Source organism: Fructilactobacillus sp. Tb1, from assembly GCF_050500285.1.
Taxonomy (GTDB): Bacteria; Bacillota; Bacilli; order Lactobacillales; family Lactobacillaceae; genus Fructilactobacillus.
This window is the reverse complement of the sequence record NZ_CP191377.1, coordinates 1,394,203-1,418,965: the sequence shown is the minus strand read 5'-3', so window position 1 is coordinate 1,418,965 and position 24,763 is coordinate 1,394,203. Positions and strand designations below refer to the sequence as shown.

Genomic DNA, 24,763 nt, shown 5'->3' with positions numbered 1-24,763 from the left:
TTTCATTTAAACAATTCCTAATAAGTGAAGTAATGGTAGTACAAATAATAAACTATCAAAACGATCTAAAATTCCACCATGACCTGGTAAAATCTTACCTGAATCCTTAACACCATAAAAACGTTTCAATGCAGATTCAACTAAATCACCTAATTGACCAAAAATTGAAAGAATAATAGTAAATCCAACCATAGCAATCAAACTAATTCCTGAAATTGGGAAGAAATATAAATAAATTGAACATACAATGGTAGCGATTACTGTTCCACCAATTGATCCTTCCCAGGTTTTGTTTGGTGAAATGTGTTTAGCCAACTTGTTCTTACCAAAATATTTACCAACAAAGTAAGCACCAGAATCGGTACACCATACAATAAATAATGCATATAACAAAGTAGTCAAACTATCTTGACGTGCAACAATGAAATAATGGAAACCAAATCCAATATATAACATTGCTAACGTATATACACCTGCATCATCAAAGTTAAATTTGTTCTTGGAAAAAACAGTTGCAAGTAACAATAGCATTACTAAAATGTAAAAAACAAATGCTGGACTTAAATAGTCAGGTAATACATTTGCAAAATTTGTTGGCACAATAATACATGCCACTCCTATATACGAAATTAAAGCTTCAATAGAAAGAATCATTTTCTTTTTCATAATGAAAACTTCTGACATAGCAATTACACCAAGTACAATTGCAGCAAAATCAATTACGTATCCTCCAGTAACAATCACTGGAATAAAAATTAATAAGGCAACAATGGCCGTGATAATTCTCTGCTTCATAACGTTCACTCCTATTTATTAACTAATCCACCAAATCGACGATGCCGATTTTGAAAATCAATAATGGTTTGTTTAAAATCTTCGGCATGATATTCTGGCCACATTTTATCAACGAAAACCAATTCACTATAAGCAATTTGCCATAGTAAGAAATTAGAAATCCGTTCTTCACCACTGGTTCTAATTAACAGATCTGGATCTGGTAACCCAGAAGTTTCTAAATTATTTGAAAAAATATCTTCATCAATATCATTAATATTAAGGGTACCATTTTTAACTTTTGAAGCAATATTTTTTGTAGCATTTAAGATCTCTAAACGACTACCATAATTTAATGCAAAGTTTAAAATCATACCAGTACAATTTCTAGTATCTTCAATTGCATTATCTACTGCTTCTCTAGTTTTTGCTGGTAATTTTGTAATATCACCAATGGTTTCAACACGCACATTATTTTTAATTAGTTTAGGAATAAATTTATTAAAGAAGGTTGAAGGTAAACTCATAATATAACTTACTTCACCTTCTGGACGCTTCCAATTTTCAGTTGAAAAGGCATATAAAGTTAAAACTTTAACTCCTAAATCACTAGCCTCAGTAGTAATTTCTTCAACTACATTCATTCCACGTTTATGTCCAGCAATTCTGGGAAAATGACGTCTTTTGGCCCATCTTCCATTGCCATCCATAATGATAGCAACACTTGCTGGAATTCTATTCATGTCGATTGTTTCTTCTGACATTTTTTCACCTCAGTGCTTAAATTAAATAAAGGATGAGTGAACTCATCCTTTATTTTACTTGATCATTTTCCATTCCCCTTTACCATTAGCGGCTAGGTTAGAAAAATAATCTAATATTTGATTAGCAACTATTGGACTTTCAGCCCCAAGTTGATTTAATCCTTCACCCGTTGTCATGGGTTCAGAAAAATCAGTTACATCAATTTGGTTTTCAATAGTTGCTTCAGAAAAAGCAATTATCCAGTCATTTCCGATCAATTGAGAAACTAAAAAGAATAGATTAAAATCCGAATCCATTATAGCAGGCATTACAAAAACACCATTTTGCACTTCATTAAAGTGTTCACCATTTAATTCTAAACTCTTAATTTCTGTTTTATTAACGGGTTCTAATAATTTAAAAACCATTTTATCGAATTCAGTCGTTCCTGGAGTAACTTCAAGTCTGGTATTGTCGGTTTCAGGCATAATCACACTTCCCCAAATTAGTCTTTCATTACTGATTCTTGTTTTTCTTTAACGATTGAATCAATTCCTTTGATTGCGTCGTTAGTAATCTTTTGAATTTGATCTTCTAAATCATGTGCTTCGTCTTCGTTAATTTCATCGTTTTTTGATTCACGTTTAACGATATCCATACTATCACGACGAACATTACGGACAGCAACTTTACTTTGTTCACCAGTAGCCTTAACTTTTTTAGCTAATTCCATACGACGTTCTTCAGTAAGTTGAGGAATTTCAATACGAACAACATCACCATCGTTCATAGGATTTAAACCTAAATCTGCTTCAAGAATTCCACGTTCGATTTCTTTTAGAGCAGTTTTATCATAAGGTGTAATCATCATAATACGTGGTTCTGGAATAGAAATTGATGCTACTTGTACTAATGGAGTTGGAGCACCATAGTATTCAACCATAACTGGCTTAAGGATACTAGCATTGGCACGTCCAGCACGCATTTGACCTAAATCAGATTCAAGAACAGATTGTGCTTTTTCCATTTTATGTTTTGTTTCATTAATTAATTCTTTTGTATTAGCCATGTTTATTTTCCTTCCACAACTGTTCCAATGTTTTCACCTTCAACAACTTTTTTAATGTTACCCGGTTCGTTTAAGTTGAAAACAACTAATGGAATGTTGTTATCCATTGATAATGAACTAGCAGTTGAATCCATTACATTAAGACCTTTATCAAGAATTTGTTTTTGAGTTAATTTATCAAATTTAACTGCATTGGAATCCTTGTTAGGATCAGCGTTGTAAATACCGTCTGTTCCATTTTTAGCCATTAAAATAGCATCTGCATCAATTTCTGCGGCACGTAAAACAGCAGCAGTATCAGTTGAAAAATAAGGGTTACCAGTACCACCAGAGAAGATAACAATGCGTCCCTTTTCAAGGTGACGGACAGCTTTTCTTCTGATGTATGGTTCAGCAATTTGTTTCATTTCGATTGATGTTTGTAAACGTGTGGGAACACCAGCTGATTCAAGGTTATCTTGAAGAGCTAGACCATTCATAACAGTTGATAACATACCAATGTAATCAGCTTGTGAACGTTCCATACCCATTTCAGCACCGGCTTCACCACGCCACATGTTACCACCACCAACGACAATTGCAATTTGAATTCCTTGGTTGTAAACATCTTTAATTTCTTCAGCAATTTTTTTGATAACAGGTGGGTTAATACCAAAACCCTTTTCACCTGCAAGTGCTTCACCACTTAATTTTAAAACAATACGTTTGTATTTTAATTCAGACATTAAGATTCCTCCAGAAAATTCTTGTTTATCCCTCTTATTTTAGCATAAAAGCGTCAATTACGGTAGTTTGTAACAAAGTGTATAAAAAAAGACTAGCTATGCTAGTCTTTTTAATATTAATCTTTAGCTTCAGTAGCTTCGTCGATACCTTCACCAACTTGGTAACGTACAAAGGCTTCAACTTTTCCACTTTTTGATTCTACGTATGCACCAACAGTTTGGTCTGGATCTTTAACGAATGGTTGGTCTACTAAACAAATTTCAGCAAGATATTTGTGTACACGACCTGCAACCATCTTTTCTACGATGTTAGCTGGTTTACCTTCAGCAAGAGCTTCTTTAGTAAGCTTGTCTTTTTCATCTTGTAAACGATCAGCTGAGATATCTTCTTTTGATAAGAATTCAGGATTAGTAGCAGCAATGTGCATTGCAACGTCTCTAGCAACATCTTTATCAGCACCAGAAATTTTAACTAATACACCAATTTCTCCACCGTTATGCAAGTATGCACCAAAAGCTTCGTTATCAGTTTTGTTCATTGTAACAAAACGACGTAATGAAACTTTTTCACCAGTAATTTGGCTAGTGTGAATAATAGTATCTTGAACAGTACCATCTTCACCTAAAGGTAATTTAAGGGCAGCTTCAACGTCTTTTGGTTGTTCAAGTGCGATTAAATCACCAACTTCATCAACAAGGTTTTTGAAATCGTCATTTGCAGCAACGAAATCAGTTTCTGAGTTAATTTCAACGATAGCAGCTTTGTTATCATGAACAGAAACTTTAGTTAAACCATTAGCAGCAGTGTTTCCACTCTTCTTTTGAGCTTTGGCAATCCCTTTTTCTTTAAGGATTTCCATTGCTTTCTTTTCGTCACCATCAGCTTCAACTAAGGCTTTCTTAGCATCCATCATTCCGGCACTTGTTTTTTCACGTAATTCTTTAACTTGTTGTGCAGTAATCTTAGCCATAATACAAGTACTCCTTTAAATATTAAATTTATTTGTTTTAAAAAACTGACCCTATGCGGCCAATAGGTCTACATAGAATCAGCCTTGAAAATTAATTATTTGTCTTCGTTTTCTGAAACTTCTTCAAAAGTTTCTTCGTTAACATCGTCTTCACCTTGACGACCTTCAATAATAGCATCTGCCATAGTTGAAGTGATTAAGCGAATAGCACGGATAGCGTCATCGTTTGAAGGAATAACGTAATCGATACCATCTGGATCAGTGTTAGTATCAACCATTGCGATAACTGGGATGTTTAATTTTTGAGCTTCTTTAAGAGCAATTTCTTCTTTATGAGGATCAACAATAAACATAACATCAGGAATCTTAGGCATATCTTCGATACCACCTAAGAATCTTTCAAGTTTAGCAGTTTTCTTAGCTAAAAGTGAAGCTTCCTTCTTAGTTAAACGATCAAAAGTACCATCAGTAGCCATCTTCTTAAGGTCTTTAAGGTATTTGATACGTGTTTGGATAGTGTTCCAGTTAGTAAGAGTTCCACCTAACCAACGGTGGTTAACGTAGTATTGACCAGCACGTGTTGCTTCTTCAGCAATAGCGTCTTGGGCTTGTTTCTTAGTTCCTACGAAAAGAACAACAGCGTCTTCGCCTGCTTCACTCTTCATGAAGTTGTAAGCAGCACCTAATAACTTAACAGTTTTTTGTAAGTCAATGATGTAAATACCATTACGTTCAGTAAAGATGTATTTGTCCATCTTAGGGTTCCAGCGACGAGTTTGGTGACCAAAATGTACACCAGCTTCTAATAATTGTTTCATTGATACAACAGCCATAATAAGCCTCCAAAAAATTTAGTTTTTCCTCTCTGGAATTATGTATGGAACTCAAAAGAGCACTACTATACAAAACCTTCCAGATGCGTATTGGTAAATTAATACCGAAATTAATTATACAAAATATTGCAAACAATTTCAAATATAATTTCAAATTAATTTACCCAAAGAATCGGATCAACTCCATGTTTAATTAAATAACGTTCTTTAGCATGGCGAGATTGGTGTTTAAAAGCATATTCCGCTTTTAGGGCACTGCTCTTATTATCAAACTCTTCTGAGTATAGTAAACGAACTGGTGCATGACTTTTCGTGTATTTAGCCCCTTTACCAGACTGATGTTGCTTTAAGCGATGTTGCACATTATCAGTAAACCCGCCATAAAATGATCCATCCCCACAAACTAAAACGTAGATATAATATTTTTTATTTTCCATAAAGTAATTTTCTCACTTCATCCGTGTAAGTATCATCATCGTTATACACAACCACTGGTGGCTTGATTTTCAATCCACTTACCTTGCCGTCTTTAATCCCAGAAATTAAAACCATATTAGCATCCCTACCAGTTTTAGGGTAGACAAACTGAATTTCTTTAGGGGCTAATCGATACTTTTGCATTTCATTTAGAATATCCAACAAACGATCTGGACGGTGTACCATAAACATTTTTCCGTTATTCTTTAACAATTCACTAGAAGTTTTAATGACCATTTCTAAATTAGTCTTAATTTCGTGTCTAGCAATGGCTAAATATTCATTAGGATTCTTTTTACTTTGTGCTTCATCCGCAAAATATGGTGGATTAACTGTCACATGGTCAAACGATTCCTTACGAAAATGTTTCGTACTATCTTTTAAATCAAAATTATAAACTGTCATTTGATCATCTAAATCATTTAAAGTGACACTTCTTTGTGCCATGTCACTCAACTTAGGCTGAATTTCCACTTCGTCAATATGCCCTTTAGTTTTATTACTAATGAACAAACCCACCGCACCATTTCCTGCACACAAATCAACTATCTTAGTTTTATAGCCTTGTTTAACATCCGCAAAATTAGCTAACATCACGGCATCCAACGAAAAAGAAAAAACTTCTGCATTTTGGATAATCTGAATATCATTACTATATAGTTGATCAATTCGTTCGCCTTTTTTTAATTCAACTGGTTGATCCATCGTATTTCACCCTTTTATTATTCGTTATAATGCTATAATATCAATTGTACATCTCGCAAAGGAGGATGAGAAGATTGTTCTATTCATTTATCTTTTCATTAGCTAAAGGACTAATTCGGGTTGCTAATGGAAAAGTTGACGTCATGAACAAAAATCGTGTTCCTGAGGGAAACTATATTCTAGTGGCTCCTCATCGAACATGGTTCGATATGATTTATTTTGCGGTAGTATTACTACCTAAGCAATTTTATTTCATTGCCAAAAAAGAATTATTTAAGAACCCAATTATGGGATGGTTCCTCACTAAATTAAATGTTGAACCTGTTGATCGTAATAATCCTGGGATTTCTGTAATTAAGCGGCCAATTAAAATTTTACGTAAAACAAATTTATCGGTTGTAATTTTTCCATCAGGAACCCGGCACTCCACTAAATTAAAAGGTGGAGCAGCAATGATTGCTAAAATGTCAGGCAAGCCATTGCTCCCAGTTGTTTACCAAGGTCCGTTAACTTTAAAAGAATTTTTCTGTCGGCATAAAGCTCACATTAACTTTGGTAATCCTATCTCGGTTGATAAAAATCTCAAACTTGATGATGCCAATCAAGCAGTTGTCGAAAAACAAATGAGTGATGCCTTTAAAAAATTAGACGCTGAAATCAATCCAGATTACGTATATATTGATGAATCAAAAAAACACCACTAAAAAGTGGTGTTTTTTTATTTTGCGTTACGTTTCATTGATGCCATCATTTGGTTCAACTTCTTTTTAGAAGGTTTTTGACCCATTTGTAACATCATACCTTTTAATTGTTCTTCGTTAATTGGAGGATTTTCCTTCAAATATTTTTCCATGTACTTACGTGCACCGAAGAAACCTAGTGCTAGACCAGCAGCAAGAGCTACAAGTACTAAAATAATCCACATCCAAGTTGCCATAGTTAACTCCTCTATTATTTAATTAATCATCTCTAAGGTTCTTTTTGCGTTGAACTTCTTTAACTTCCTCAGGAGTAACTTCTTTTCCATCTTTATCATAAATTTGAGTCATTTCAATTTGACTTTTAAAGTTGGATTTGAATCTCTTGAGGTATTGTTTACGTAATTGATCTTGTTCTTCTTTTTCTTCATCAGTCAAAGCTTCAACTTTAGCCTTCTTAGCCAATTCGTTAATTCTTGGGATGATTTTTTTAAGTTCTGGATCTTCAGCCATATCAACAACTCCTTAGATTTAATTATCTATATAATAACATGAAACATTTGAGAAACAAAGTTTTCTAATGCGAACGAGTGTTTGCAAAAAGCGTCAAATATGGTAATCTTATCATATTAATAAACAATTCATGAGGTGCAATAATGTCAGCAAATTCAAATACAAAACAAAAGGATATTCTACGTTTCATTTATGATAACGTACGTGAACATGGTTATCCACCAACTGTTCGTGAAATCGGTAAAGAAGTTGGACTTTCTTCAACCTCTACAGTGCATGGTCATTTAGCTCGTCTTGAGAAAAAAGGCTACATTAGTAAAGACCCGACTAAACCACGTGCTTTAGAGGTTACATCCGATGGAATCGAGTTCCTAGGTCTTGCCCCAGAAACTCGTAATAAAGAAATGCCATTGCTAGGTGTCGTAGCTGCTGGTGAACCTATCTTAGCTGTTCAAGAAGCAACTGATTATTTCCCTGTTCCTGAATATTTAGAAAAAAGTGCCGATTCTTTATTCATGTTAACTATTAGCGGAACTAGTATGATCAATATTGGGATTTTAGATGGTGACCAGGTCATTGTGCGCCGGCAACAAAATGCTGATAATGGTGAAATTGTAATTGCAATGAATGATGAAGGAGAAGCAACCTGTAAACGTTTCTTTAAGGAAAGTGATCACTTCCGTCTTCAACCAGAAAATGACACAATGTCCCCAATTATTCTAAAAAGTTGTACAATCTTAGGTAAGGTTGTTGGTTTATATCGTTCTGATGTAAACTAACTATAATAAAATTAGGAGTATTAACTATGAAAACAAAAGCATACGAAACATACACTCTTCAAGAATTTGATAAAGAAGTCCCTTACAAAATCGGTGACTCAGTTGAAGTTATCTTTGTAAGTCAAACTGGTCTTGGCGATAACGAACCAAACTGGTTAACTGTTGTTCGTAAGAACGTTGGTAAATCAGAAATTGGGCTTGAATTCGAATTTGGACCAAAATGTGTCAAAGCTGTTAAACCAGCTAAATAATTGCTAGCTAAAAAAACACATTCGTTTTAATTAACGAATGTGTTTTTTATACTATGAATTTTCGTGAGCAATTTTAGCAGATGCTGCCCCAGCAACAGATCCAACAATATCATCAATAAATGTTGTTACTCTATCAGTTGCTTGATCAAGGGTTTTAACAATTCCTTGTTTGTTAGTATCCAAACCACAATAGTTTGTAATACCAATGGTTCCATAAATATTAGCAATTCCAAGAGCTAATGTTTCATCAACCCCAAAAACACCTAAATCATGTTCAACAATACTTTGAAGTGGTTCATCGAGCTTGTGTTCAGAAGCTAATCGATCAATTTCAAGTCCAACTAAAGCATTGTTTAAAACTTCACGTTTATGTAAAACGTCAATTACAATTTTATCAACATATTCCATGCTTGGAATATCCACATATTTCTTTTGTAAGTTGTAAACAACTTTTGAAATATCACGAATTGTAACTCCATTTTTATTTAAAGCTTTGATTACTGCATCGTAAGCTTGTGTATCTGGATATTTATAATCTCTTCTATCTACCATTTTATTCTCCTTCAGCAGGCATAATTGTAATATCGTATTGATTTGGATAATTATCAGCTGTAATCATTACGCTCAAAGTTTGATGATTTTCTAAATGTTCTTTAATAATTTCTTCAACATAATTTGCTCCAGCAAAATCTTCCTTAAAATCATCATAAGTAGAAAAGTAATTAATTTCAAGTACTGTGTCACTATCACTACCAGATGATTTTAAATCATCAATGCGAACTAAATGACTATTTTCCATTTTATTTAATACTGGTAAAGCCGTTTCATTATAAAAATGAGTTGCAGTTGCTAAAGTTTTTTCCACATCTTTGGCTTCATCATACATATAATTAAGATTTTCAAACTCTGCACCATCAATTTTTTGCATATTATCTAATAAATATTGCTTATCATGATTTTGTAAAGCATTACGTAAATTTTCACTAGTTTGATCTTCATCTCCATTATTCAAAACACTAACGAGTTGGTCAATGGTATCAACATCATAATCATTCTTAAGTTGATTAATATTAGTCATCTTTTTTAAATAATTTTTCTTTTCAAGATTAATTTCGTCTTGTACTTTTGCCAGACGATTTTTTAAATTGTTGTAATAATTAAATTCAGTTATGTTCATTCCATTCTTCCTCTATCCTGCTAATACAGTTAATACCATAATAATCGTTGCAATCAAATTATTCAAAAAATGTAATCCCATTGAAACTTCAATCTTATCTTGTTTTAAATAAATATATGCCAGAATCATACCCAGTGACATGTAGATTAAAAAACTAACTGGTGTACTACTTGCATGCCCAATTGAGAATAAAATTCCACTGACTAACATTGCAATTATTCTTTTAGATTTAGGTAGTAATCCCTTAATTAAGTAACCCCGAAAAACTAATTCTTCTAAAATTGGAGAACAAAAAACCATTGTAAAACTCATCAAAATTAAAACAATTGGATTACTTTTGACTAAGGAAAAAATAATCTCATTATTTTCAGTTCCACTTTGTTTATATAGCAACATATTCAATGATGATAAACCAATCTCAACGACATAAAACAATAGTAGTGCTTTACCAATTAATTTCCAATCTGATTTATTTAGTCCATGGTTAGTTTGTGTAAAAACACTCCGATAAGCTTTTAATGCTAACCAAATAGCTAATGCAAACCCAGCAAGGTAAACTACACTTCCAATAACAATATTGCCTATTGCAAGATGCTTATTTAATGCCATATATTGTACTGGTAGTTGCACAATTAAAACTAAAAATATTAAACCAACTAAAATGAAAGTTCGTTTTAAATATTCTAAAATACTAATGCTTTTCGTCATTTTCTTTCCTTTCTTGTTCAGCTTGTTCCTTAATCCGGTCATGTCGATGAACAAGAATTGCAACAAGTGGTGTGATGATAATTCGTGCTAAAATCACTCCCATAATAAAAATTAACATGACTTGGATAGTTGTATTATTTGCTTGTTTTAAAAATGAATAACCTACTCCCAAAACTAACAAAAAAATTAAAATCCAAATTAAATACCAAACTTTCTTCAATTGTACCACCTACGCTATTTTGATTATTACTAGAATACCATATCCCCAGTTATTTTTTGATAATTATTTCGAACTATTTTTGAATGATGATATACTTAATGTATTAATGAATGAAGGAGTTTTTTATGGTGATAATTACTGCTGGAATGATCGGTGTAGGAAAGACTACATTAACTGAAAAAATTTCGAATCACCTGGGTACTAAACCTTTTTATGAACCAGTCGGTGATAACCCGGTTTTGCCGCTTTATTACAAAGATCCGAAACAATATGGTTTCTTATTACAAATTTACTTTTTAAATAAACGATTTGCAATGATAAAAAAAGCGTTAAAAGATGATAATAACATTCTTGATCGCTCAATTTATGAAGATGCCCTATTTACCAAGCAAAATAACAAAGAAGGTAACATTTCCGACGTTGAACTAGAAGTTTATTTAAAACTTCTAGACAATATGATGGACGAATTGAAACAATTGCCTAAAAAGAAACCTGACCTATTAGTATATGCATATGCTGATTTCGATACAATTTTAGCTCGAATTAAAAAACGTGGTCGTGATTATGAACAATTTGATAACAATCCTGAACTAGAAGCATACTATCGTAAAATGTGGACTGCCTATCAACAATGGTTTAAGGATTATGATTTAAGTCCAAAAATGAAAATTGATTTACAAAAATATGATTTAATTGATCCTAATAATACCCAAATTGTATTAGACAAGATTGATGAAAAATTAAAAACAATCCGTTAAAAAAGGAGTTCGCAAAGCGAACCCCTTTTTCTTATGCAAAGAAATCTTTAATAATCTGTTGATAGATATCGATGGTATTTAAATAACTACTGATAGTAGTGTATTCATCAATCTGATGAGATGTTCCAACATTATCTGGACCTAAAATAATTACCGGGGCATCTGGATTAGATTGAACAAAGACGCTAGCATCGGTTGCACCATTATTGGCATAGGTTTTAATTTTACGATCTGGATAAAATGATTGTGATACTCGTTTAGCATCTTGAACAAATTCATTGTCCTCAGCTGTTCGAATTGGATAAAAATCATGTAATAATTCAAACTCTAAATTAAACTCAGTTTCAGAATTAATTTTAGCAATGGTATCTTCAATTAATTTACGAACTTGTATATTACCAAATGCTGGTGTTGGACGAACATTACCTAATAGATGGGCTGAATCAGGAATTGTATTAACCTGTTTTCCCCCTTCAATTACTGTAATACTATGTTGAACATTCCCTAAAACATCATCAACTGGTAAATCTGAGAAAGCTTGTTGTTCCGCATTAATGTAAGCTACAAGTCCATTGATTGCATCAATTCCTAAATCAGGAGTTGAACTATGAACTGATTTACCATGACTATTAATGCGGTAATTAAAACTACCTGAATGCGCATAAGTCACATTGCCGTTAGTTGCTTCTCCGACTAGAATAGCATCTAAATTCTTAATTATCTGTGGATCAACTTTGTAAGCACCTGGTGCACCAAATTCCTCTCCAGCAGTAATCACTAATTTAACTTTTCCATCAGGGATCTGATCATTTTCAACTAATTCAATTAAGGCAATTACCTCGGCAGCTAGACCACTTTTCATATCAGCTGCACCACGTCCATATAATTTATCACCATCAATAGTGGCAGAAAAAGCTGGGTATTTCCATTTCTGTTCATCTACAACTGCCACTGTATCTTGATGTCCAGTTAGGCCGAATACTTTGTCGGATTTTCCCGTTCCAATTTCTGCGATTAAATTAGACCGGCTTGGATCATCTGTAAATGGAATAATTTCATTCTTAATTCCGTATTGATTTAGCAAATTAGAAAGATACTCAGAAATTTCTCTTTCGTTTCCATTTACTGAATTAATTTTCACTAAATCTTGTAAAATTTTAATTTTCTGAGTTTTTTCCATGATTATCACCTTTTATTTTAATTTTAAATTCCATGCTGGAAGTTGGTTAACACCAGAAACTTTCTTGATTTCTTTGGCAGTTTCTTTAGTTTGGTAAGCTTTAACTAATTTCTTAATTTTTGGATCATTTTTATCTGCTTTATTAGCAGCGATAAAGTTAATGAATTTTTCTGAATCTTTATTGAAATGTTCTGTGTAAATAGCTTTCTTAATGTTTAAATCAGCAGTCTGAGCATAGTTTCCGTTCACAACAGCTGCATCAATATCGTTCAATGATCGTGAAGTTTGACTAGCATCAACTTCTTTAATATTTAAGTTTTTAGGATTATCAGTAACTGATTTTAAATTAGATAACTTATCATTATTAAGTTTGATTAATCCAGCACTTTGAAGGACATGTAAAGCACGTGATTCATTGTTAGCATCGTTGGGAATGGCAATTGTTGCCCCATCTTTAAGATCTGCTAATTTGTTAACTTTGTATGAGTAAATTCTCATTGGTTCAATAATGGTATCGCCAACTGCTACAATATCTGAATGATGGGCTTGATTCCAAGTATCCATAAATGGGTAATTTTGGAAAGCATTAACATCAATACTGTGACTAGTTAATGCAGCATTAGGTTGACTATAATCTGAGAAATATTTGTATTTAACCGTTAAACCATATTTGTCTTTTGCAGTTTTTGCAACTTCTTGCCAGATTTCTTGTTCTGGTTTTGATCCAGCCATCAAACCTACAGTAACAGTATCCTTGCTAGCTGATTTACTATGATTACCAAAACTAAAATATCCAATTCCTAAAACTAATACTAAAATTCCAAGCCAAATCCATGTTTTCTTTTTCATTTTCTTCCTACTCCTTAATTTTAGATACACAAAAAGCATCCGCCCTAGTAAAGGACGAATGCTTTCGTGATACCACCTTAATTTGCTGTTTTATTACTAAAACAACCTTAATAACTTAATAAAGTTGGTATTGATAACGGATACAACCCCGTTGTTGATTAATTAGTCGTCAACAATAACTCCAAGCCCATCTTCTGAATTACATCAGCCATTCCTTCACACCTATCGGAAATTCTCTGAGACCTATTAATTCGTACTCTGCTCTTCTGTTAATATTCTATTTGCTTGTTTAGTACTATATACCGAACATTTTTGATTGTCAACCGTTTTATTTAGTTAAATTGTATAAAGATTGACCATAAATTGACATAGCAAGGAGTAAATCACTAACTCGTTGTGATTCGTTCGCTTGATGCATGGTATCTTCGGCACCTGGGAATAAGGCTCCAAAGGCTACCCCACGTTTCATCATCCGAGCATAAGTTCCACCACCAACAATTTCTGGTTCAGCACCTTCTTGGCCAGTTTGTTCTTTGTAAATGTCCATTAAAGTTGTAACTAATGGGTCACTTGGATCAACAAAATGTGGAACCATGAAGTCCGGATCCATTTCAACGCTACCCCCATAATAAGCAGCGTTATTTTTTAATTGTTCATCAATTTTAGCTGGTTCAATTCCCTTAGGATATCTGAAGTTAGTATTAACCATTCCACCATCGGCTTGGGTATAGTCCATAATTCCAACATTCATAGTAAGGTCTCCCATGATATCATCAGTAAATTGAAGACCTAAATTAACCGCACGTGAATCATCATGTAATTTATCAGCAATGAATGCGATGAAATTTTTTCCTGCTTCATCAAAGTTGAATTGTTTCAAGAAAGTTGCCATGTAGGTTCCAGCGTTAATCCCATTCTTAGGTTCCATCCCATGAGCAGCTTTACCAATCATTTCTAATTTGATTCCTTCTGGAGTATTTTCATAATCACCAGTTACAGGAACATCAAGTAAATATTCTTCAAATTTAGTTGAAATAAAGTCAGCATCATCCGTCTTAATTTCAACTTCAGCTTCTCTAGGAACCATGTTTTCTTTAAGTCCGGATTTAAATGATAATAAAGTATTTTCGCCTTCTTTATCACTACCAGCAAACTTAGTTTCAAAAGTAACATTACCTTTTTCACCATTAATCAATGGGAATTCGGCATCTGGTGAGAAACCAATTTTTGGAGCTGGTTCAACTTCAAAGTAACGTTTCATACAAGTCCAATTAGTTTCTTCATCAGTTCCGATAACTAGTCTAATCTTAAGATTTGGCATAATTCCATTATCTTTCAACATCTTAAGACCATAGTATGCTGCAAGGGCTGGTCCTTTATCGTCAGAAGTTCCACGACCAAATACCTTACCATCCTTTTCTGTTAGTTCAAATGGATTAGTATCCCAACCTTTACCAGCTGGAACAGTATCAGCGTGTCCTAACACGGCAAAATAGTCTTCCCCTGTACCATATTCAATATATCCAACAATATTATCAATATTGTGTGTAGTAAATCCATCACGATTTCCGAATTCAAGAAATTGGTTTAACGCTTTAGCAGGTCCAGGTCCTAACGGGAATTCATCAGTTGCATGTTCAACATCTCTTGCACTGTCAATGGCAACTAATGCTTTTAAATCACTTAGATAATCATCTTTGTACTTTTCAGCTTCTTTTTTCCAATCAATCATTGTAAAATCTCCTTTTATACTCTATATAAGTGATTTTAGCATAAACGACCTAACTACGGTGTTATAATAAGCTCGAGGTGAAGCGCTATGAAAGAAATTACGGAAAAAATCTTACAAGATACCATTCGCATTAGACCAAAAAATAGTTTTAAAGGCACTTATGGTAAAATAGCCCTCATTGGTGGAAATCAAAATTATGGTGGGGCAATTATCATGAGTACCCTTGGCGCTGTATATTCTGGGGTTGGACTTACGACCACCATCACTGATCCTTCCAATCAAAGCAGTTTACATAGTTGGTTGCCAGAAGCAATGTTCATGAGCTATAACGATTGTGAAAACATGAAATCATTAATTACTAAGATGGACGTAATCAATGTCGGTTCTGGTCTTGGAACCGATGAATCAAGTTTACATATTCTTCAAACCGTTTTTCGAACTGTTTCTCCAACACAAATTTTAATTATCGATGGATCCGCGATTGATTTAATTGCATCGAATAATTTAAAATTACCTAACACACATATCATTTTCACTCCTCACCAAATGGAATGGCAAAAACTTTCTGGAATTAAGCTAGTAGATCAGAATGAAAAGACTAATCTAACCGCTTATAAAAAATTCTTCCAAAAACGAGGCGCAATTGTAGTTGTAAAATCTGACCGAACACAAGTATTAACTCCAGATGGAGCTTTTATTAATACAGTTGGGACCCCTGCACAGGCTACCGGTGGTATGGGAGATACATTAGCGGGAATTATCGGTGGTTTTGTGGCTCAGTTTGCTGATACAGAAAAGGCAGTACTAGCAGCAGTTTACGCTCATAGTGCAATTGCTGACAAACTGGCCAAAAAGCAGTACGTGGTATTACCACATCAGATTTCTGAAGCATTACCTAAATTTATGAAAAAACATGAAGCATAACAAATAAGGACTTTCCTCTTTGGAAAGTCCTTATTTTTATTTAATTTTAAATTTAGTTCTTAATCTACCAACCCGGGCACCTAATACTTGATCAGCTACACGAGTCTTTAACATGAAGTAAGCATAAACTATTCCACCAACTCCAGCAGCAATAATCGTAACAATTAAACTTACAATTGAACTATACGGTGTGGTAAACAAACCAAAAATCCAATTTAATCCGTAAACTGCCGCAAGTGCAGCAAAATACATTACTACTGAATATAAAATAATCAAAACACTTTCAGATTGAAGTTTATCTTCTTCCATCCCAAACTCTTGTTTTAAGGCTTTAATCATTAACCAGTTAGCCAGAAAGAATCCAATCATGGTTGACATCAAGGTTCCAAAAGCCCCAAAGAAATAAACTAATGGATATTGCGTAATAAACTTAGCTAAAGTTCCAATAGCAAACAATTTAACTGCTTTTTTATTTTGTGAGACTCCTTGCATAATTGCGGCAACTACCACAAATAATCCCATGGGAATTGATTCAATTGATGAAAATGCTAACACATTACTACTAAAGTCCATGTTGGCAGTCCCATAGAAAGTACGATTTAAAGGACCCGCAATGGCTGCCATTCCTAATGAAGCTGGAATCATTACAAATTCAAATAATACTAAAGCATTAGAAAATGAATCTTTTAATGCTTTTTTATTTTTCTTCGTAAACGCTTCTGAAAGTAACGGAACTACGGTAATTCCAATGGAAGATGCTAAAGAAACAATAATCATCGTTAACTTATTAGCATTACCAGCAAAAATAGCGTAGTTAATCTGCAAAGCTTCTTCAGACAAATTAGTGGCAAAACGCATAATATGGAAAAATGTAAATTGGTCAATTAATGAGAAAATCGTTACCCCAGCACCCAAAATAATAAATGGAGTAGCTTGACTAATAATTTCTGCATAAAGTTTGTTAGTTGGAACTGATAACTTATGGTTACTATTTTTAACTAATCCACGATAGTAATCACGGTTTTTCCAATAGAACCAAACTAGAACCAAGAAACCAAAGATGGCACCCACACAAGCAGCAAAAGTAGATTGAGCAACTGCTACTACCCAACTACCGTGCATTACATTCAAAATCAAAAAGGCTGATAATAGCATGTAAATTACTCGTGCCAACTGCTCAACAAATTGAGAAATAGCTGATGGGGCCATATTATTATATCCTTGGAAAAATCCCCTGGTTAAACTCATGGTAGGAATTACCAAAACAGCCCATGCTAATGAATGAATAACTGGAATCACATTTTTATCACCATTGGTTAATAAGGGCGCAGCAAACCAAAGTACCAAAGCACTAATAATTCCCATAACAATTGCTAAGCTCAAACCTTTTTTATAAATTTGAACTCCAACACCATACTCATTCAAAGCATTATAATGTGCCACTTGCTTTGAAATAGCTGACGGAATTCCGGCAACTGCTACAATCAAAGCAAAACTATAAATATTATATCCCTGGGTATATAAAGAGTTCGCTAATGGGAACAATGATGCTCCTAAGATCAAACGCCATGGAATAATATATAAGGCACCTAGAATTCGTGACAAAATACTACCAACCGTCATCCATGCGGAGCCTTTAAGCATTTGGCCCTTGGCACGTTCAGATTCAGTAGCTTGTAATTCTTCTTGAATTACATCTTCTTCAAATCCATTATTCAAAAAAATACCCTACTTTCACGCATTAATTATAATTTAGTAATTGTGAATTTCGATTTAGTTAGCAACGATGTTAACAATCTTATTAGGAATAACAATTACTTTTCTTACAGTTTTATCTTGCAAGTTATCTTTAATATTATCGTCTTCTAGAGCAATTTTTTCAATGTCTTCTTTTGAAGTACCAGTTGGCACTGTAATTCTAGCACGAACTTTACCATTAACTTGGATAACCATTTGAACTTCACTATCTTGCAATTTACTTTCATCAAAAGTTGGCCATTCAGCATAGGCAATGGTATCTTTGTGACCCAATTGTTGCCATAATTCCTCAGCCATATGAGGTGTGATTGGTGAAAGAAGCTTGATGAATCCTTCAGCATAACGTTTTGGAAGTTGTTTGTTCTTGTAAACTTCATTTACGAAAACCATCATTTGTGAAATTGCAGTATTAAAACGCATCTTTTCGATGTCATCCGTAACCTTCTTAACAGTTTGATTGTAAATCTTGTCTAGTTTACCGTCATTATTATCAACTAACATGTCACTAGCTGAGTTATCATCGTTAAGATACATTCTCCAAACCCGTTTAATCCAACGGTTAGCACCAACAATTCCTTCGGTACTCCATGGTTTTGATTCAGTCAAAGGACCCATAAACATTTCGTAAAGACGAAGTGTATCTGCACCATATTCATTAACGATATCATCTGGGTTAACCACGTTACCCTTTGATTTAGACATCTTTTCATGGTTAGTTCCAAGAATCATCCCTTGGTTAACTAATTTTTGGAATGGTTCTTTAGTAGGAACAACTCCTAAATCATAAAGGAACTTGTGCCAGAAACGAGCGTAAAGCAAGTGAAGCACGGCATGTTCTGCACCACCAACGTAAAGATCAATTGGAAGCCAGTAATCAAGTTTTTTAGGATCAGCAAGCATTTTGTCGTTCTTAGGATCAATATATCTCAAGTAGTACCATGAACTACCAGCCCATTGTGGCATAGTGTTAGTTTCACGTTTACCTTTACGACCATTTTTATCGGTAACATTTACCCAGTCAGTAAGGTTAGCTAATGGACTTTCACCAGTCCCTGATGGTTTGATGTCATCTGCTTTTGGTAAACGTAATGGAAGTTCGTTTTCTGGAACAAGTGAAGTTTCACCATCTTCCCAATGAATAACTGGAATTGGTTCACCCCAGTAACGTTGGCGTGAGAAAATCCAGTCACGAAGTTTGTAGTTAACCTTCTTGTCACCAGCATTGTGTTCTTGAAGCCAGTCAATCATTTTAGCAATGGCTTCCTTTTTACCTAATCCATCTAAGAAACCAGAGTTAATGTGGACACCATCACCTGTGTATGGTGCTTTTTCGATGTCGCCACCTTCGATAACTGGAATGATTGGTAAATCAAATTTCTTAGCAAATTCGTAATCACGATCATCATGTGCAGGAACGGCCATAATGGCACCAGTACCATATGATGAAAGTACGTAATCACCAATCCAGATTGGAAGTTTAGCCCCATTTACAGGATTGATTGCGTAGGCACCAGTAAATACACCAGATTTATCTTTGTTTAAATCAGTTCTTTCAAGGTCTGATTTAGAAGCAATTTTCTTACGGTAAGCATCAATTGCATCTTTTTGTTCTGGGGTAACAATTTTATCAACAATGTCACTTTCAGGAGCTAATACTAGGTAAGTAGCACCAAATAAAGTGTCAGCACGCGTTGAGAATACTTCGATTTGTTGATCTTCATGTTCGTCAACATTGAACTTAATGCTTGCACCAACTGAACGACCAATCCAGTTACGTTGCATTTGTTTAACACTTTCTGGCCAATCAACGTCATCAAGATCATCGATTAAACGGTCAGCGTAAGCAGTAATCCGAAGCACCCATTGTTTCATTGGTTTACGATAAACGGGGAAACCTCCACGTTCAGTCTTACCATTCACAACTTCTTCGTTAGCAACAACAGTTCCACCCATCAAATCAGGAGCCCAGTTAACTTCAATTTCATCTTCGTAAGCTAAACCTTTTTCGTAAAGTTTTTCGAAAATCCATTGCGTCCATTTGTAGTACTTAGGATCAGTTGTATTAACTTCACGATCCCAATCATAAGAAAAACCTAATGATTTAATTTGACGACGGAAATTATCAATGTTTTGGTTAGTAAATTCACGGGGATTGTGTCCCGTCTTCATTGCATATTGTTCTGCTGGAAGACCAAAAGCATCCCAACCAATTGGATGAAGCACGTTTTTACCCTGCATCCGTTCGAATCGAGCCATAATATCTGTAGCTGTATAACCTTCAGGATGGCCAACGTGAAGTCCTTGACCTGATGGATAAGGGAACATATCTAATACATAATATTTTTCTTTTTCAGTTTTATCACTAGTACGGAAAGTTTTGTTTTCTTCCCAGTAGTGTTGCCATTTCTTTTCCACTTTCGTGTGATCGTAAGCCATAATATTCACTCCTTAAATTTTGCCAATAAAAAAATCCCATAGAATTACAATAATTCCATAGGACGAAGTTCCGCGGTACCACCTAAATTCCTAGACAAACAAGTCTAGACTCTCTAAATCCATAACGTGGAAAAACGTTTAACTTACTCGTTTCAGTTAAATTTCAGTGAGAAGTTCGTAATATCTTAACTCCAAGTTCACAGTAGCCACTTGGTTTCTGAAAGATTAATCAATCCTACTAATTCACATCAGCAATTTTTTTATTAATGTAAGATTACCAAATTTAGGCTAAAAAAACAAGTCCTACCACTGCTATAATAAGAAAAGGAAGGTGAAAATTTTGAAATTACAATCAGCTCTAAATTTTAGTCATACTTTGTTAAAAGAGATCGTTCAACCAGGTGACACAGTTATCGATGCCACTGCTGGTAAAGGAAACGATACCCTCTTTTTAGCCCAATTGGTTGGTAAAAAAGGCCATGTCTATGGTTTTGATATTCAGGCTAAAGCAGTTGAGCTAACCCAACAATTAATTGATAATAATAATGTCCGTAAGCAAACGACCGTTATTAATGATGGTCATGAAAACGTAACTAAATACGTTACAGAACCGATTACCGCAGCTATTTTCAACCTTGGCTATTTACCTGCTGGAGACCATTCTATCGTAACCAAACCAACTACCACCCTCGAGTCCGTGCAATCAATTATGCAACAGCTTAAAAAGAATGGTGTCATTATTCTTGTGGTTTATTACGGTCATCCTGGTGGCGAAAAAGAAAAAGAGCGAATTTTACAATTCGCTCAATCACTTGATCAACATGTTTATAACGTGTTGCAATATCAGTTCATCAATCAAATTCATGAACCACCCATTTTATTGGCCTTACAAAAACGTTAATTATTTTTCTTTTTTCGGTCAAAGCAATTAACAATAAAGGCTGCAATGACTAATAGTAAAGCGACCACTAATACATTATGAATTGAATGATATAAAATCTCACGTAAGCTAGGTAGAATCTCACTACCTAGCTTTTGTGCTGTCTGGGGATTAATTAATTGATCCATCAAATTCATGTTAGCTTTCGGATGACTTGCAACACCATCCGCCATTGATTTATTCAAAACAATTCCAAAAACCGAAATCATTAAAGTTTGCCCTAACGTACGACTCAAAGTATTAAATGAAGAAGCTACCCCAATACGATCTTTTGAAACTTCATTTTGCACTGTAACGGAAGAAGTTGTAATGCAAATTCCAAAACCAATACCCATAATTCCAGAAAGAATGAAGAAAAACCAGAATGGTGTTGAAATTGGTAACAAGACCGAAACAATTGCACCAAAGGCGATGAAGATAAAACTAAAGTTCATAATCTGTTTTGGTGAATATTTGGTCAATAATTTACCAGTCCAAAATGAACCTAACATCCATAAGACAGAACTCGGTGTGATTGCAAAACCAGCCATCGTAGCTTTCAATCCTAAAATCCCCTGTGTCCAATCTGGCAAGTAAACTTCGTACCCAAAGATAAATCCACTGATTAAAGCAGCAATTAAGTTTTGCGTGACAAAGGTCCGATTCTTGAACATATCTAATGGGATAATTGGGTCAGAAACCCGTTTTTCTTGCTTAACAAATAAGTATCCGGAAACAATTGCAACTAACAAACAAATTACAATCATTGTCCAATTTAATTTTTCCCCTAAAATTTGGAACATGTACATTACAGAAAGCAAGAATACCGCAATTAAACCTACTCCACCATAATCGATCTTACTCTTTTGGGTATGCTTTGGTTCAACCAAGAAAACAGCTGTCAAAATCATTGTAATGATTCCAATGGGAACATTAACAAAGAAGACCCAATGCCAGGATAAATTATCAACAATAAATCCACCTAATAACGGTGCCACAATCGAAGCAATTCCCCAAGCTGATCCTAGTAGTCCAACTACTTCAGCTCGTTTTTGAAATGGATACATATCTGCTACAATTGTGAACGAAACAGGCATAATTACCCCGGCTCCAACCCCTTGAACAGCACGCCAGATAATTAAAGTTTCCATACTATTCGACATCCCAGAAAGCATTGAACCTAACGTAAAGACCAAGACTCCAAAAATAAAGACATTTTTACGTCCCAATTGATCTGCTAATTTACCGTAAATTGGAGTTGCAATCGCATTCGTTAATAAGAAAATTGAGAAGACCCAGTTCATTAACGAAACCCCATGTAAATCACCTACAATGGTTGGCATCGCCGTTGAAACAATTGTTCCTTCGACTGCACTCATGAAAGTAGCAATAAAGAGTGCAATTGTTACAATTTTTACGTTAGTTGTCTTTCGTTTCATTCTTTCGTTTCCCCTATCTGGCAAATAAAAAAGCGACCAGAGAGGTCGTCTTTTTTACTATGCATTAAAAAATTCTTTTAAATCATTTACCTTATCTGTATGTTCCCAAGGAAGATCAATATCGGTTCTTCCAAAGTGACCATAAGTTGAAGTTTGTTCATAAATTGGTCGTTGTAAATCTAACATTTTAATAATTCCAGCTGGACGTAAATCAAAGAACTTACGAATAGCTTTGATAATTTGGTCATCACTGTATTTTGAAGTTCCAAAAGTATTCACTTCGATAGAAACTGGTTCAGCAACTCCAATTGCATATGCCAATTGAATTTCAATTCGATGAGCAATGCCCGCAGCTACAATGTTTTTTGCAATGTATCGAGCTGCATAACTAGCGGAACGATCAACTTTGGTAGCGTCTTTCCCTGAGAAGGCTCCACCACCATGATGAGCAGAACCACCATAAGTATCAACAATAATCTTACGACCAGTTAAACCGGCATCACCATTTGGTCCCCCAATGACGAATTTACCAGTTGGGTTAATTAAATACTTAGTATTTTCATCAAGATATTCAGCTGGAATAGTAGTTTTAATGACATGTTCAATAACATCTTTTTTAATTTGGGCTTGAGTAACATCTGGATCATGTTGGGTACTCAAAACCACTGTGTCAACTCTAAATGGTTTATCATTTTCGTCATATTCTACCGTTACTTCGGCTTTTGCATCAGGACGTAAGTAGGTCAATTCATTACTCTTACGCACTTTAGCAATTTTTTGCATTAAGTGATGTGCTAAAGAAATTGGAAGTGGCATTAGTTCTGGCGTTTCATCAATGGCATAGCCAAACATAATTCCCTGGTCACCAGCACCAATTTGATCTAATGGATCTGAGGCACCATTTTTCACCTCATCAGACTCGTTAACCCCTTGGGCAATATCTGGTGATTGTTCATTGATAGAAACCAATACAGCTACACTATTAGCATCAAAACCGTATTCAGGATGATTATACCCAATTTTGGCAATCGTATCCTTTACGATTTGACGAATATTTACGTAAGCAGTAGTTGAGATTTCTCCAAAAACTAAAACTAATCCTGTTGCTACAGATGTCTCACAAGCTACTCTAGCATGTGGATCCTTAGCTAAAATTGCATCCAAAACTGCATCACTAATATGATCAGCAATCTTATCTGGATGTCCTTCTGAAACTGATTCAGAAGTAAACAAATGTTTTTCTGACATTTTAAATTCCCCCTAATTGTTTGGTTACAAGGCTTCTTCACACAATTGTGAATCCTATCGGGAATACACTTATAACTCTTATATCCTATCATACCTGACGAAAAATAAGTAGTTGAACCAATCAACAAAGTACACTAATATTAATAATAATAGTGAGGTAATAACATGAAAAATTACTTATTGGAAAATAAACGATTCATATCTATTTTAAAAGGAATTGTTTTTGTATTCTTTACAATTTTAGTTTGGAACTTAGCAGCTAAGCATCAACTAACTGATCCATTTAATAAATCATTTAATTTAATGATCTGCGAACTTTGTTGGGCTACTGAAGCCTATCTAATGGTTAGCAATAAGGATGGCCGTTATACTTTAGGATTAAGTATTGTCCCTATTCTCCTATCTGTTTTAGGTGCATTTCCTTTAGTTATTACGCTTTCAATTATTTTAATTGGAATCGTCAACATTCTGGTTCGGGTTCCCAAAATGCAAATTAGAAACTATTATGGTTTATTCTGTTTTTCATTGGTTAATGCTGTTGTGCCAGTTACAGCCATTAACTACATGAGTCGGCAATATTTAGAACAAACTATCATTTTAAATGTTGGAATTCTCGTGACCCTTTATTTTTTATTTTACAATCTTCATTTTAAATCTGAAATGGCTAATCCAATTAATATTATCTTTTTGATCTTATTTGCGGGCTTGATTTTAGCTAATTTCACTTTAATTAAAGCCTTCATTTTAATTATTTTAATGTTAATTTCTTATGGTGGCCAAATATTTATGCGCAAAGAAAAATTAGATTTAAGTTTACTAGCGTTCTTTGCCATAGCTATAATTGCGTTTATTTAAAAAGACTTGGAAAAATTTCCA

At 34.3% G+C, this 24,763-nt stretch carries 29 protein-coding genes, 1 riboswitch and 2 other annotated features; of the genes, 7 read left to right on the top strand and 22 right to left on the bottom strand.

Going from position 1 to position 24,763, the window contains the following annotated elements:
• Positions 1-6 precede the first annotated feature (6 nt).
• The 9 genes from ACQW5G_RS07350 to ACQW5G_RS07310 form a co-directional block, all read right to left on the bottom strand.
• On the bottom strand, positions 7-795 hold the full coding sequence (locus tag ACQW5G_RS07350) for a phosphatidate cytidylyltransferase (RefSeq protein ID WP_429970807.1): 789 nt from the start codon (positions 793-795) through the stop codon (positions 7-9).
• A gap of 11 nt (positions 796-806) precedes the next feature.
• Positions 807-1,538, bottom strand: coding sequence for an isoprenyl transferase (locus ACQW5G_RS07345; RefSeq protein ID WP_429970806.1), 732 nt, complete (start codon positions 1,536-1,538; stop codon positions 807-809).
• Positions 1,539-1,592: 54 nt separating this feature from the next.
• The gene (locus tag ACQW5G_RS07340) at positions 1,593-2,006 is read right to left on the bottom strand and encodes a hypothetical protein (protein WP_429970805.1); all 414 of its coding nucleotides are present in this window, start codon (positions 2,004-2,006) and stop codon (positions 1,593-1,595) included.
• Between the two features lie 17 nt (positions 2,007-2,023).
• Positions 2,024-2,587 (bottom strand): ribosome recycling factor, encoded by a 564-nt coding sequence (frr, locus tag ACQW5G_RS07335; RefSeq protein ID WP_429970804.1) that lies wholly within the window; start codon positions 2,585-2,587, stop codon positions 2,024-2,026.
• 2 nt (positions 2,588-2,589) lie between these two features.
• On the bottom strand, positions 2,590-3,312 hold the full coding sequence (gene pyrH, locus ACQW5G_RS07330; protein WP_429970803.1) for a UMP kinase: 723 nt from the start codon (positions 3,310-3,312) through the stop codon (positions 2,590-2,592).
• A gap of 116 nt (positions 3,313-3,428) precedes the next feature.
• Positions 3,429-4,286, bottom strand: coding sequence for a translation elongation factor Ts (gene tsf / locus ACQW5G_RS07325; protein ID WP_429971905.1), 858 nt, complete (start codon positions 4,284-4,286; stop codon positions 3,429-3,431).
• A gap of 92 nt (positions 4,287-4,378) precedes the next feature.
• Positions 4,379-5,116 (bottom strand): 30S ribosomal protein S2, encoded by a 738-nt coding sequence (gene rpsB, locus ACQW5G_RS07320; RefSeq protein ID WP_429970802.1) that lies wholly within the window; start codon positions 5,114-5,116, stop codon positions 4,379-4,381.
• A gap of 155 nt (positions 5,117-5,271) precedes the next feature.
• Positions 5,272-5,553 (bottom strand): GIY-YIG nuclease family protein, encoded by a 282-nt coding sequence (locus tag ACQW5G_RS07315; RefSeq protein ID WP_429970801.1) that lies wholly within the window; start codon positions 5,551-5,553, stop codon positions 5,272-5,274.
• The gene (locus tag ACQW5G_RS07310) at positions 5,543-6,298 is read right to left on the bottom strand and encodes a tRNA1(Val) (adenine(37)-N6)-methyltransferase (RefSeq protein ID WP_429970800.1); all 756 of its coding nucleotides are present in this window, start codon (positions 6,296-6,298) and stop codon (positions 5,543-5,545) included. The genes ACQW5G_RS07315 and ACQW5G_RS07310 overlap by 11 nt, the downstream gene beginning before the upstream one ends.
• Positions 6,299-6,372: 74 nt before the next feature.
• Here ACQW5G_RS07310 and ACQW5G_RS07305 point away from each other — a divergent pair, with 74 nt between their 5' ends.
• Positions 6,373-7,002, top strand: a complete 630-nt coding sequence (locus ACQW5G_RS07305; protein ID WP_429970799.1) for a lysophospholipid acyltransferase family protein — start codon at positions 6,373-6,375, stop codon at positions 7,000-7,002.
• 14 nt (positions 7,003-7,016) lie between these two features.
• On the opposite strand, the gene ACQW5G_RS07300 is transcribed toward ACQW5G_RS07305, so the two are convergent.
• Both ACQW5G_RS07300 and ACQW5G_RS07295 read right to left on the bottom strand, forming a co-directional pair.
• Entirely contained in the window at positions 7,017-7,235 is a 219-nt protein-coding gene (locus ACQW5G_RS07300; RefSeq protein ID WP_429970798.1) for a YneF family protein, read from the bottom strand.
• Between the two features lie 22 nt (positions 7,236-7,257).
• Positions 7,258-7,509 carry a DUF896 domain-containing protein gene (locus tag ACQW5G_RS07295; RefSeq protein WP_429970797.1) on the bottom strand — a complete coding sequence of 84 codons (252 nt, stop codon included), beginning with the start codon at positions 7,507-7,509 and terminating at the stop codon, positions 7,258-7,260.
• Positions 7,510-7,652: 143 nt separating this feature from the next.
• Here ACQW5G_RS07295 and lexA point away from each other — a divergent pair, with 143 nt between their 5' ends.
• Positions 7,653-8,288 carry a transcriptional repressor LexA gene (lexA, locus tag ACQW5G_RS07290; protein WP_429970796.1) on the top strand — a complete coding sequence of 212 codons (636 nt, stop codon included), beginning with the start codon at positions 7,653-7,655 and terminating at the stop codon, positions 8,286-8,288.
• Positions 8,289-8,314: 26 nt separating this feature from the next.
• Positions 8,315-8,539 (top strand): hypothetical protein, encoded by a 225-nt coding sequence (locus ACQW5G_RS07285; RefSeq protein WP_429970795.1) that lies wholly within the window; start codon positions 8,315-8,317, stop codon positions 8,537-8,539.
• A 51-nt stretch (positions 8,540-8,590) separates the two neighbouring features.
• Here the strand turns inward: ACQW5G_RS07285 and ACQW5G_RS07280 are convergent, their stop codons facing one another.
• Genes ACQW5G_RS07280 through ACQW5G_RS07265 form a run of 4 tightly spaced genes read right to left on the bottom strand, consistent with a single transcriptional unit; the run spans position 8,591 to position 10,644 of the window.
• A complete protein-coding gene (locus ACQW5G_RS07280) occupies positions 8,591-9,091 on the bottom strand; it encodes a phosphatidylglycerophosphatase A family protein (protein ID WP_429970794.1) in 501 nt (166 codons plus the stop codon).
• Position 9,092: 1 nt separating this feature from the next.
• Positions 9,093-9,716 carry a hypothetical protein gene (locus ACQW5G_RS07275; RefSeq protein WP_429970793.1) on the bottom strand — a complete coding sequence of 208 codons (624 nt, stop codon included), beginning with the start codon at positions 9,714-9,716 and terminating at the stop codon, positions 9,093-9,095.
• Positions 9,717-9,728: 12 nt separating this feature from the next.
• Positions 9,729-10,424 carry a CPBP family intramembrane glutamic endopeptidase gene (locus ACQW5G_RS07270; protein WP_429970792.1) on the bottom strand — a complete coding sequence of 232 codons (696 nt, stop codon included), beginning with the start codon at positions 10,422-10,424 and terminating at the stop codon, positions 9,729-9,731.
• A complete protein-coding gene (locus ACQW5G_RS07265; RefSeq protein WP_429970791.1) occupies positions 10,408-10,644 on the bottom strand; it encodes a hypothetical protein in 237 nt (78 codons plus the stop codon). Before ACQW5G_RS07265 ends, ACQW5G_RS07270 begins: the two co-directional genes overlap by 17 nt.
• A gap of 125 nt (positions 10,645-10,769) precedes the next feature.
• Here ACQW5G_RS07265 and ACQW5G_RS07260 point away from each other — a divergent pair, with 125 nt between their 5' ends.
• Entirely contained in the window at positions 10,770-11,402 is a 633-nt protein-coding gene (locus ACQW5G_RS07260) for a deoxynucleoside kinase (RefSeq protein ID WP_429970790.1), read from the top strand.
• Between the two features lie 31 nt (positions 11,403-11,433).
• On the opposite strand, the gene ACQW5G_RS07255 is transcribed toward ACQW5G_RS07260, so the two are convergent.
• The 3 genes from ACQW5G_RS07255 to pepV form a co-directional block, all read right to left on the bottom strand.
• Entirely contained in the window at positions 11,434-12,582 is a 1,149-nt protein-coding gene (locus ACQW5G_RS07255; RefSeq protein WP_429970789.1) for an ArgE/DapE family deacylase, read from the bottom strand.
• A gap of 12 nt (positions 12,583-12,594) precedes the next feature.
• Positions 12,595-13,431: a MetQ/NlpA family ABC transporter substrate-binding protein gene (locus ACQW5G_RS07250; RefSeq protein WP_429970788.1), complete on the bottom strand. Its 837-nt coding sequence runs from the start codon at positions 13,429-13,431 to the stop codon at positions 12,595-12,597.
• Between the two features lie 47 nt (positions 13,432-13,478).
• Positions 13,479-13,707, bottom strand: a binding site (T-box leader).
• Between the two features lie 52 nt (positions 13,708-13,759).
• A complete protein-coding gene (pepV, locus tag ACQW5G_RS07245) occupies positions 13,760-15,163 on the bottom strand; it encodes a dipeptidase PepV (RefSeq protein ID WP_429970787.1) in 1,404 nt (467 codons plus the stop codon).
• Between the two features lie 87 nt (positions 15,164-15,250).
• Here pepV and ACQW5G_RS07240 point away from each other — a divergent pair, with 87 nt between their 5' ends.
• Positions 15,251-16,087 carry an NAD(P)H-hydrate dehydratase gene (locus ACQW5G_RS07240; RefSeq protein WP_429970786.1) on the top strand — a complete coding sequence of 279 codons (837 nt, stop codon included), beginning with the start codon at positions 15,251-15,253 and terminating at the stop codon, positions 16,085-16,087.
• A 36-nt stretch (positions 16,088-16,123) separates the two neighbouring features.
• Here the strand turns inward: ACQW5G_RS07240 and ACQW5G_RS07235 are convergent, their stop codons facing one another.
• On the bottom strand, positions 16,124-17,806 hold the full coding sequence (locus ACQW5G_RS07235) for a putative polysaccharide biosynthesis protein (RefSeq protein ID WP_429970785.1): 1,683 nt from the start codon (positions 17,804-17,806) through the stop codon (positions 16,124-16,126).
• Positions 17,807-17,860: 54 nt separating this feature from the next.
• A complete protein-coding gene (gene leuS / locus ACQW5G_RS07230; RefSeq protein ID WP_429970784.1) occupies positions 17,861-20,281 on the bottom strand; it encodes a leucine--tRNA ligase in 2,421 nt (806 codons plus the stop codon).
• A 55-nt stretch (positions 20,282-20,336) separates the two neighbouring features.
• Positions 20,337-20,542 (bottom strand) — a binding site (T-box leader).
• A 79-nt stretch (positions 20,543-20,621) separates the two neighbouring features.
• On the opposite strand from leuS, the gene ACQW5G_RS07225 reads away from it, so the two are divergent.
• On the top strand, positions 20,622-21,182 hold the full coding sequence (locus ACQW5G_RS07225; protein WP_429970783.1) for a class I SAM-dependent methyltransferase: 561 nt from the start codon (positions 20,622-20,624) through the stop codon (positions 21,180-21,182).
• On the opposite strand, the gene ACQW5G_RS07220 is transcribed toward ACQW5G_RS07225, so the two are convergent.
• Both ACQW5G_RS07220 and metK read right to left on the bottom strand, forming a co-directional pair.
• Positions 21,179-22,639 (bottom strand): MDR family MFS transporter, encoded by a 1,461-nt coding sequence (locus tag ACQW5G_RS07220; protein ID WP_429970782.1) that lies wholly within the window; start codon positions 22,637-22,639, stop codon positions 21,179-21,181. The genes ACQW5G_RS07225 and ACQW5G_RS07220 overlap by 4 nt on opposite strands.
• 57 nt (positions 22,640-22,696) lie before the next feature.
• On the bottom strand, positions 22,697-23,887 hold the full coding sequence (gene metK, locus ACQW5G_RS07215) for a methionine adenosyltransferase (RefSeq protein ID WP_429970781.1): 1,191 nt from the start codon (positions 23,885-23,887) through the stop codon (positions 22,697-22,699).
• A riboswitch (SMK box riboswitch) is annotated at positions 23,885-23,967 on the bottom strand. (Overlaps the previous gene by 3 nt.)
• An 85-nt stretch (positions 23,968-24,052) precedes the next feature.
• On the opposite strand from metK, the gene ACQW5G_RS07210 reads away from it, so the two are divergent.
• A complete protein-coding gene (locus ACQW5G_RS07210; protein WP_429970780.1) occupies positions 24,053-24,742 on the top strand; it encodes a hypothetical protein in 690 nt (229 codons plus the stop codon).
• Positions 24,743-24,763 lie beyond the last annotated feature (21 nt).